The following is a 7,819-nucleotide window of genomic DNA, read 5'->3' on the forward strand; positions in this document are numbered from 1 at the left end:
AGATATGGCAATGGTGCTGTCAACCGGCCAATTATGGTTTAAGGTTCCAGAAACCATACAATTCAACATTAACGGAAGTCTAAAGGAAAATGTCTCTGCAAAGGATGTGATCCTACATATCATAGGGCAAGTTGGAGCAGATGGCTCAACCTATAAGTCATGTGAATTTATAGGAGAAACCATTTCAAACATGAGCATGTCTGACAGAATGGTGCTGTCAAATATGGCAATTGAAATGGGAGGCAAAACCGGTTTGATGGAACCTGATGCAAAAACTTATGATTACTTAAAGGATAGGGTAAAGGGTGAAAATAAAAGCCGATTGAAGGCATTTATAGAAAAGTCCAATCTTAAAACATCCCCTGACTCAGCAAGTCTTGAGACTGTGAATATTGACATCAGCAACCTTGAACCTCAAATAGCTTGTCCACATAATGTAGACAATGTAAAACCTGCAAGCGAACTTGGTGATGTTGAACTCGACCAGGTGTTCATAGGATCCTGCACCAATGGTAGAATTGAGGATTTAAGGGATGCCGCAAAAATATTGAAAGGAAATAAGATAGCAAATGGCCTTAGAATGCTCGTCATTCCAGCTTCAAGAGAAACCTATCTCAAGGCTTTGGATGAAGGATTGCTTAAGATATTCGTTGAAGCGGGAGCGTTGATTTCACAACCATGTTGCGGCCCATGTCTTGGAGGTCATACTGGTCTTATTGGACCTGGAGAAGTAAGTCTTTCAACATCAAACAGAAACTTTAAAGGAAGGCAAGGAAGCCCAGAAGGGGAAGTCTACTTGTCCTCTGCAAAAGTTGCTGCAAAATCAGCAATTGAAGGAAGAATAGCAGTGCCAAAAGAGGGGGAATAATATGAAAGGTAAGGTTTGGAAATTTGGAAATGATATTGATACAGACATTATTCTTCCAGGCAGATATTTGATTTATACTGATGAAGAAGAATTGTCCAAGCATTGTATGGAAGGATTGGTTTCAGATTTCAAATCACAGGTAAGTGCTGGTGATTTCATAGTTGGAGGAACCAATTTCGGCTGTGGATCCAGCAGAGAACATGCCCCAATAGCCATCAAGGGTTGCGGAATATCTGCTGTAATCGCTGAGTCCTTTGCAAGAATCTTCTATAGGAACGCTACAAATGTAGGTGTTCCCCTATTGGAAGCACCAGGAATAAGCGAAATCATTGAAGATGGTGAAGAGATAGAGGTGGATATGGAAAAAGGATTGATCATATCCGAAAGTGGAAAGGAAATCAAATTTAAAAAATTGCCTCCATTCATGTTGGAAATTCTTGAATCCGGTGGCTTAATCAGTTATTTAAGAAAACAAAACGAATAAAAAAAAACTAAATTAGTGTTTTAATTATTTTCTAAAAATCACTAATGAAAACTTAATTTCAATTATTTACAAAAAGATTAATGGTGTAAAAATGTATAATATTGCAGTGATTCCTGGAGACGGAATCGGTAAAGAAGTAATGGATGCATGCATAAATGTATTGAAAGCATTGGATATTGACTTTAATTTTGCTTATGGGGAAGCAGGAGATGAATGTTTGGAAAAAAACGGAGCTGCTTTGCCTGATGAAACAATTGAACTTGCAAAAAATGCTGATGCATGCCTATTTGGGGCTGCTGGAGAAACCGCAGCTGATGTGATTGTAAGACTCAGACAGGAATTAAACCTATTTGCAAATTTAAGGCCTGTGAAATCCTATCCAAACACCAATGCCCTTTTTGATAATCTTGACTTTATGATAGTGAGAGAAAACACTGAAGGAATGTATATTGCAAAGGAAGAGGAATATACCGAAGAAGGGGCAATTGCAAGAAGAATCATTACTAAAAAAGCAAGCCGACGCATCATTGATTATGCTTTCCAATATGCTAAAAACAATAATAAATCCAAAGTTACAGGAGTTCATAAGGCAAACGTTCTGAAAATTACCGATGGACTGTTCAAGGAAACATTTTACGAAGTTGCTGAAGATTACAAAGATGAAATAGAAACTGAAGACTTTTATGTAGATGCAACTGCAATGTACCTTATCACAAGGCCAGAAACTTTTGAAGTCATCGTAACAACCAACCTGTTTGGAGACATCTTATCTGATGAAGGGGCTGGACTTGTAGGAGGGCTCGGAATGATTCCATCAGGAAATATTGGAGAGGATGGAGCATTATTCGAACCGGTGCATGGTTCTGCACCAGATATCGCAGGTCAAGGAATTGCCAACCCAATGGCTATGATTCTATCAGCAATCATGATGTTGAACTATTTGGAAGAATATGAAGCGGAAGAAAAATTAAACAATGCAATACTCTCTGTTTTGAATGAAGGAAAGATACTGACTCCAGATCTTGGTGGAAATTCAACAACAACTGAAGTGGCTGATGCAATTATCGATGCATTGAACTAAAACCATATTAATTCTTATTAGGGAGTGAAGATGACTGAACCAAAAATATCCGTAATTCTTTGTGCATATAATGAAGAGAAATTCATAAGAAAGGCTATTGAAAGTGTTCTAAACCAAACACTTAAATGTATTGAAATAATCATAGTTAACGACGGTTCTACAGACAATACTCTCAATATCATAAATGGCTATGCAAAGGATGATTCAAGAATTAAGGTTATAGACCAGGAAAATATAGGTCTTGGAGCAAGCAGAAACAAAGGAATGAAAATAGCTTCTGGCGAATATGTGACTTTCCTTGACGCTGATGATTGGTTTAGGGAGGAAGCATTTGAAATATCCTATAATGAGGCAAAGGAAAAGGATACAGATATCACCATGTATCAAATGATCAATTACGATGATGAAACAGGCCGCATTTATGAAAACGATTGGTTCAATTTGAATAAGCTTGATGAAAGCTTTGATGACTGTGTATTTGGCCCAGAAAAGACAAAGGATTTCCTATTCGACCTATCTGTCAGCAGTTGTCAAAAAATTTATAGAAACAGCTTTTTAAAGTCAATTGATGCTTCTTTTCCAGAAGGAATATACTTTGAGGACATGCCATTTTTCTTCTATGTTTACCTTAAGGCAAAAAGAATTTCAATCATAAGAAAACATTTCTATTATAGAAGAAAACACAACGCTTCAATAACCCATGTCGTAGATGCAAACTACCTTGATACAGTGGAAGCAGGCTGTGAACTCATGAGAAGATTCATAGATAACGGTTTCTATGAGGACTATAAGTTCGATTTGTTGGCTTATAAGATCAATGGACCAAGAATGGCCTTGATGGATATTACAGAAGATGCGAAAGAGCCCTTATTCAACTTGATTAAAGAAGATTATGAAAAAATTAAAAAAACAGAATATTATCAGGATTATTTGGATAATCTTGGGCCTAAGAAGAAAAAATTCTTCTTGGATGTTTTGAAATATGACACTTATGAGGAATTCAAGAAGGAGAATATTGAGTATTGAATAATTTCCTAACAACCCTTAAAAAAATAAAATTTATAAATAATTACTATAATATATAAAAATATTATCAAAAAATATTATCAAATAAGAAATTAATTTATATAAAAGTAGGAGAACAAATATGACAGCAGTAAAACTTGCAGCATTATTTATTATCTTTATTATGGTTTTCAGTGCAGTGGCTAGTTTTATCGTAATGGTAATGTAGTCAAGCCACGTTATAATTCAATAATGATAAATAAATAATCAAAACAAAAACAAAAAATTAATAAAAAAATAAAAAATTAAAAAATTAATAAAAAAATAAAAAAATTAATAAAATAATATTAATCAATGACTAAATAAAGTTTGGAGGATAAAAAATGGTAAAATATAATATTGGTGCAGTAGTTGCAGAATTTAATTATGATATTACTCATATGATGTTAGAACTTGCTAAAGCAGAAGCTCAAGTTCGTGATTGTGAAATCACTAAAATTGTAATGGTGCCAGGCGTATTCGATATGCCTCTTGCAATCAAAAAATTAATTGAAGCAGACGAAGATGAAGACTACGAAGACGTAGATTTAGATTGTATCATCACCCTTGGTACTGTAATTGAAGGTGCAACTGATCACGACCAAATCGTAGCTCAACACGCATCCCGTAAAATCGCTGATTTATCATTAGAATGGGGTAAACCAATTTCCCTCGGAATCAGTGGTCCAGGAATGACCAGATTAGATGCTCACAGAAGAGTTACCTATGGTAAAAGCGCTGTTGAAGCAGCTGTCAAAATGTGTGACAGATTACAAGAAATTTAATTGAAATGAATATGATTAAAGAATTCTATTTGAATTCTTTAAATACTTTTTTTATAGCTTAAAATGATTAACAGCTAATTTTTTAGATTAACAATCTTTTTAAAAATTTATCTTTATAGATGGTAATATGGAAATTTTAAAACCTGAAGAGTTAAAAGAAAAATTTGATGACCCATGGATTGCTCCATATGAGAAAGTCATTACAATGGCTGATGGAGATAAAGTAGAACTTATTGAATACCACCCTTGCCCAAGCGGTTCCAACTGGTTGCTTTACCAATACCAACACAGCAGTGAACTTATCATTGATGCTAAAAGAGATGGAAACAAGCACACCTACCTTTGTAAAGTGGGCAAAAAGCCAATAGACCTTAAAGCAAGTATCAATGCTGCTGGAATTGAAGAAGTTGTTATTGATGAGGAAGCAAATGAAGTTAAAGTCACTCACGGAGGCCTTGCTGGTGCTGGAGTAGGTGCTGGGATGTGCAGAGGTATGGGAGAAGGTGTAAAATACATCGAGCTTCTCGAAGTTGGTGGAGGAAGCAAAGAAGGAAAAGCTACTGTAGTAACTCCAAAATACGAAAAATTGGTTATCGGAATAGATGACACTGATGTAAAGGATGCAGGAGCAACCTGGACCATGGCTCACAATATCGGCCTTCAATTGAAAGAGGAAGGATTCGAGTATCTCGACCATATTATCGTTCAGTTATTCCCACATAATCCTCATAAGACTCAAAACTGTGTTTCAATTGCTCTTACCTTTGCTGTAATGGCTGAAGATAAGGAAAGATTGATCAATAGACTTATTGAAATCCTAAAACATGACACCTTATCAGATAAGACTGCAATAGCTATTCTTGAAGGAATTGGAATACCTCCTAAGCTTAGAGAATATGCAATGGCTACCAAGACTGGTATGATGGATGTTGAAACTGCAGAAAAACTTGCAGAAGAATTGGACATTCCACTCCTTGCAGTTACAGGAGATCAAGGTAAAGTAGGTGCACTTGCTGCACTTGGTTTGCATGATGATGTTGATGAGGCTGTAAAAGTTTACTACTAACCCAAGCTTTTTTGGCCTTCGGCCAAAAAACCTTGACCAAAACTCTTTTCACTAGTTGGGAGTGACCCACTAGTTTCTTTTTTATTTTTTTAATCTATTTTTCAAAAACTATTTTTTAAGATTATTTTAACTCGTCACCCATTGTTTCCACATAATTATCCAATAGATTAAACAAGTCATCTCTTGTATTCATCTTGAATATCTGCTGCTTGAGCTCTATTGTCTTCGGCAACTTCTTAACATAATATGCTGCTTGGGTTCTCATTTTAGGAATTGCAAATGCCTCTCCCTTTCTTTGAAGAAGAAGATTTATGTGTTTCTTTAGGATTTCCATTCTCTCTTCAATGCTAACTTCCTTTGGCAGTGTGCCGTCTTCAAGATAATTGATGCAATCCCTAATTAACCAAGGATTGCCTAATGCAGCCCTTCCAACCATAACTGCATCACAATCTGTCTCATCCAACATTCTCTTTGCATCAAAACATGACCTGACATCTCCATTTCCAATAACTGGAATGGATACATTTTCCTTAACTTCTTTTATAATCGACCAATCCGCCTTTCCTGAGTATCCTTGATCCTTTGTACGTGGATGAACTGTAATTGCGGATGCACCAGCATCTTCAGCGATTTGCGCTATCTCTACAGCATTGATATTATCCTTATCCCAACCGCTTCTAATCTTTACGGTAACTGGAATCGGTATAATGTCTACAATAGATTCTACAATAGACCTGACTTTAATTGGATCCTTCATCAATGCACAGCCTGATTTTGACCTGTTGGTGACTTTAACTACAGGACATCCCATGTTAATGTCAATGATATCTGCATTTGTGTTTTCATATATGTATTTGGAAGCAAATGTCAGCGATTCTATATCCGAACCTACGATTTGCTGTGAAATTGGACGTTCATAATCAGTCATATACAGCTTTTCCTTGGTTTTCCAATTGCCGTACATGATAGCCTTATCTGAAACCATTTCAGTTTCAATCAACCCGCAACCCATTGATTTGACAATTGTTCTGAAGCTGAAGTCACATACCCCAGCCATAGGAGCCAAAGCTATCTGATTATCTATTTCAACATTTCCTATTTTCCATTTCACTAAAATCACTTGAAATATTTAATTTTTCAATTCTACAAATATATTTATTTTAAAAATATATAATTCATTCCACAAAAAACTCAAAACTTATTATACTGAAAAAATAAAAAATTAATTGTAAAGCAAATTGGTGATATGATGGATAATAAACTATTTTTTCAAGCATTAAGCAAATTCCTTATTGGTCTGATAATAATATGCATACTTCTTTTCATCCCTGCAGGAACACTAAATTATCCTAATGGATGGTTATTTATAGCATTGCTCTTTATTCCAATGTTTTTTGCAGGAATAATCATGTTTTTCAAATCTCCAGATCTTTTAAGAAGAAGATTGGATGCAAATGAAGAGGAGGATGAACAGAAAATAGTGATTTTGATTAGTGGAATAATCTTCCTGCTGGCATTCATTTTAGCAGGACTTAACTTTAGATTGGGATGGTACCACCTTCCTCAAGCAGTGATAATTATCGCTTCAATCATATTCCTGCTAGCTTATATAATGTATGCAGAAGTGCTTAGGGAAAACGCTTATCTTTCACGTACTGTTGAGGTAAGTGAAAATCAGAAGGTTGTTGATTCTGGCCTATACGGCATTGTAAGACATCCGATGTACACTTCTACAATATTTTTATTCCTATCAATGCCATTAGTGTTGGATTCCATATTTTCATTTGTTGTTATGTTGATTTATCCAATAATAATTATATTTAGAATTAGAAATGAAGAAAAAGTTCTTGAGAATGAATTGATTGGATATAAGGAATATAAGGGAAAGGTAAAATATAGGCTGATTCCATATTTATGGTAAAAAAAGTGAAAATGAAAATTAAAGAGAATAGTTAAAAATAGCTATTAAATCTCAAAACTACCGGCATAAAAATGCCCTTTCAATTCTTTAGGACTTTCTTTCATGTAGAATTTAAAGCTATCCCTATTAGCCACATAAAGATGTGCCAAAGCTATTCCAGTGTCAATCCTATTCCATTTTCCATACACCCTATTTCTAAGCATTCCACGTTTTATCCTGTATAAATCATAGCTGCCGTCATCGTTATGGGTGAAATACCATGGTTGGCTATTGGAAGCGGAGGGTGCAAATTGTGCAGGGACCAATTTTTCATCTCTCATATCTGATATGTCTTCAAGAGCTTTTCTTCTAAACTGGTCAATTTCCCTGTATATATTTCCTTTTGGCTTTCCGACTGATATGATGATTATGAACTTTTGGCTGTCATCCGGATTATTATAATTTTTAGGACTTCCCATTCCTATCCAACAGGTCCCTATTCCTTTGCTTTGCAAGAACAAGTCCACCTGTTGAAATATAAATCCAACATTTTGATAGTAATTCCCCTTTTCCTCACTAAAAATAGCTATA

The 7,819-nt window shown here is 35.2% G+C and carries 9 protein-coding genes; 7 read left to right on the forward strand and 2 right to left on the reverse strand.

Going from position 1 to position 7,819, the window contains the following annotated elements:
* The 6 genes from ACKI67_RS06190 to mmp11 form a co-directional block, all read left to right on the forward strand.
* Positions 1-868 (forward strand): aconitase/3-isopropylmalate dehydratase large subunit family protein (locus tag ACKI67_RS06190; RefSeq protein WP_407462574.1); only part of this gene is annotated, 868 nt, incomplete at its 5' end.
* A gap of 1 nt (position 869) precedes the next feature.
* Entirely contained in the window at positions 870-1,352 is a 483-nt protein-coding gene (locus ACKI67_RS06195; RefSeq protein WP_407462575.1) for a 3-isopropylmalate dehydratase small subunit, read from the forward strand.
* A 55-nt stretch (positions 1,353-1,407) separates the two neighbouring features.
* Positions 1,408-2,433: an isocitrate/isopropylmalate family dehydrogenase gene (locus tag ACKI67_RS06200; protein ID WP_407462584.1), complete on the forward strand. Its 1,026-nt coding sequence runs from the start codon at positions 1,408-1,410 to the stop codon at positions 2,431-2,433.
* Positions 2,434-2,463: 30 nt separating this feature from the next.
* The gene (locus tag ACKI67_RS06205) at positions 2,464-3,459 is read left to right on the forward strand and encodes a glycosyltransferase family 2 protein (RefSeq protein ID WP_407462577.1); all 996 of its coding nucleotides are present in this window, start codon (positions 2,464-2,466) and stop codon (positions 3,457-3,459) included.
* Positions 3,460-3,821: 362 nt separating this feature from the next.
* Positions 3,822-4,262, forward strand: a complete 441-nt coding sequence (ribH, locus tag ACKI67_RS06210) for a 6,7-dimethyl-8-ribityllumazine synthase (protein WP_407462578.1) — start codon at positions 3,822-3,824, stop codon at positions 4,260-4,262.
* A 127-nt stretch (positions 4,263-4,389) separates the two neighbouring features.
* On the forward strand, positions 4,390-5,328 hold the full coding sequence (gene mmp11, locus ACKI67_RS06215) for a methanogenesis marker protein 11 (protein ID WP_407462579.1): 939 nt from the start codon (positions 4,390-4,392) through the stop codon (positions 5,326-5,328).
* A gap of 121 nt (positions 5,329-5,449) precedes the next feature.
* Here the strand turns inward: mmp11 and dusB are convergent, their stop codons facing one another.
* The gene (gene dusB / locus ACKI67_RS06220; RefSeq protein ID WP_407462580.1) at positions 5,450-6,439 is read right to left on the reverse strand and encodes a tRNA dihydrouridine synthase DusB; all 990 of its coding nucleotides are present in this window, start codon (positions 6,437-6,439) and stop codon (positions 5,450-5,452) included.
* Positions 6,440-6,577: 138 nt separating this feature from the next.
* Between dusB and ACKI67_RS06225 the strand changes: the two genes are divergently transcribed.
* On the forward strand, positions 6,578-7,249 hold the full coding sequence (locus ACKI67_RS06225; protein WP_407462582.1) for a methyltransferase family protein: 672 nt from the start codon (positions 6,578-6,580) through the stop codon (positions 7,247-7,249).
* 44 nt (positions 7,250-7,293) lie between these two features.
* Here ACKI67_RS06225 and ACKI67_RS06230 read toward each other — a convergent pair.
* The coding region (locus ACKI67_RS06230) for a nitroreductase family protein (RefSeq protein WP_407462583.1) at positions 7,294-7,819 on the reverse strand (526 nt) is incomplete at its 5' end.

The sequence above is a fragment of the Methanobrevibacter sp. genome (assembly GCF_045577275.1).
GTDB lineage: Archaea > Methanobacteriota > Methanobacteria > Methanobacteriales > Methanobacteriaceae > Methanobrevibacter.

What these genes read in the sequence shown, in the direction of transcription:
- ACKI67_RS06195 (WP_407462575.1), top strand. Translation starts at nt 870, where the DNA reads ATGAAAGGTAAGGTTTGGAAATTTGGAAATGATATTGATACAGACATT.
- ACKI67_RS06225 (WP_407462582.1), top strand. Translation starts at nt 6,578, where the DNA reads ATGGATAATAAACTATTTTTTCAAGCATTAAGCAAATTCCTTATTGGT.
- ribH (WP_407462578.1), top strand. Translation starts at nt 3,822, where the DNA reads ATGGTAAAATATAATATTGGTGCAGTAGTTGCAGAATTTAATTATGAT.
- ACKI67_RS06205 (WP_407462577.1), top strand. Translation starts at nt 2,464, where the DNA reads ATGACTGAACCAAAAATATCCGTAATTCTTTGTGCATATAATGAAGAG.
- mmp11 (WP_407462579.1), top strand. Translation starts at nt 4,390, where the DNA reads ATGGAAATTTTAAAACCTGAAGAGTTAAAAGAAAAATTTGATGACCCA.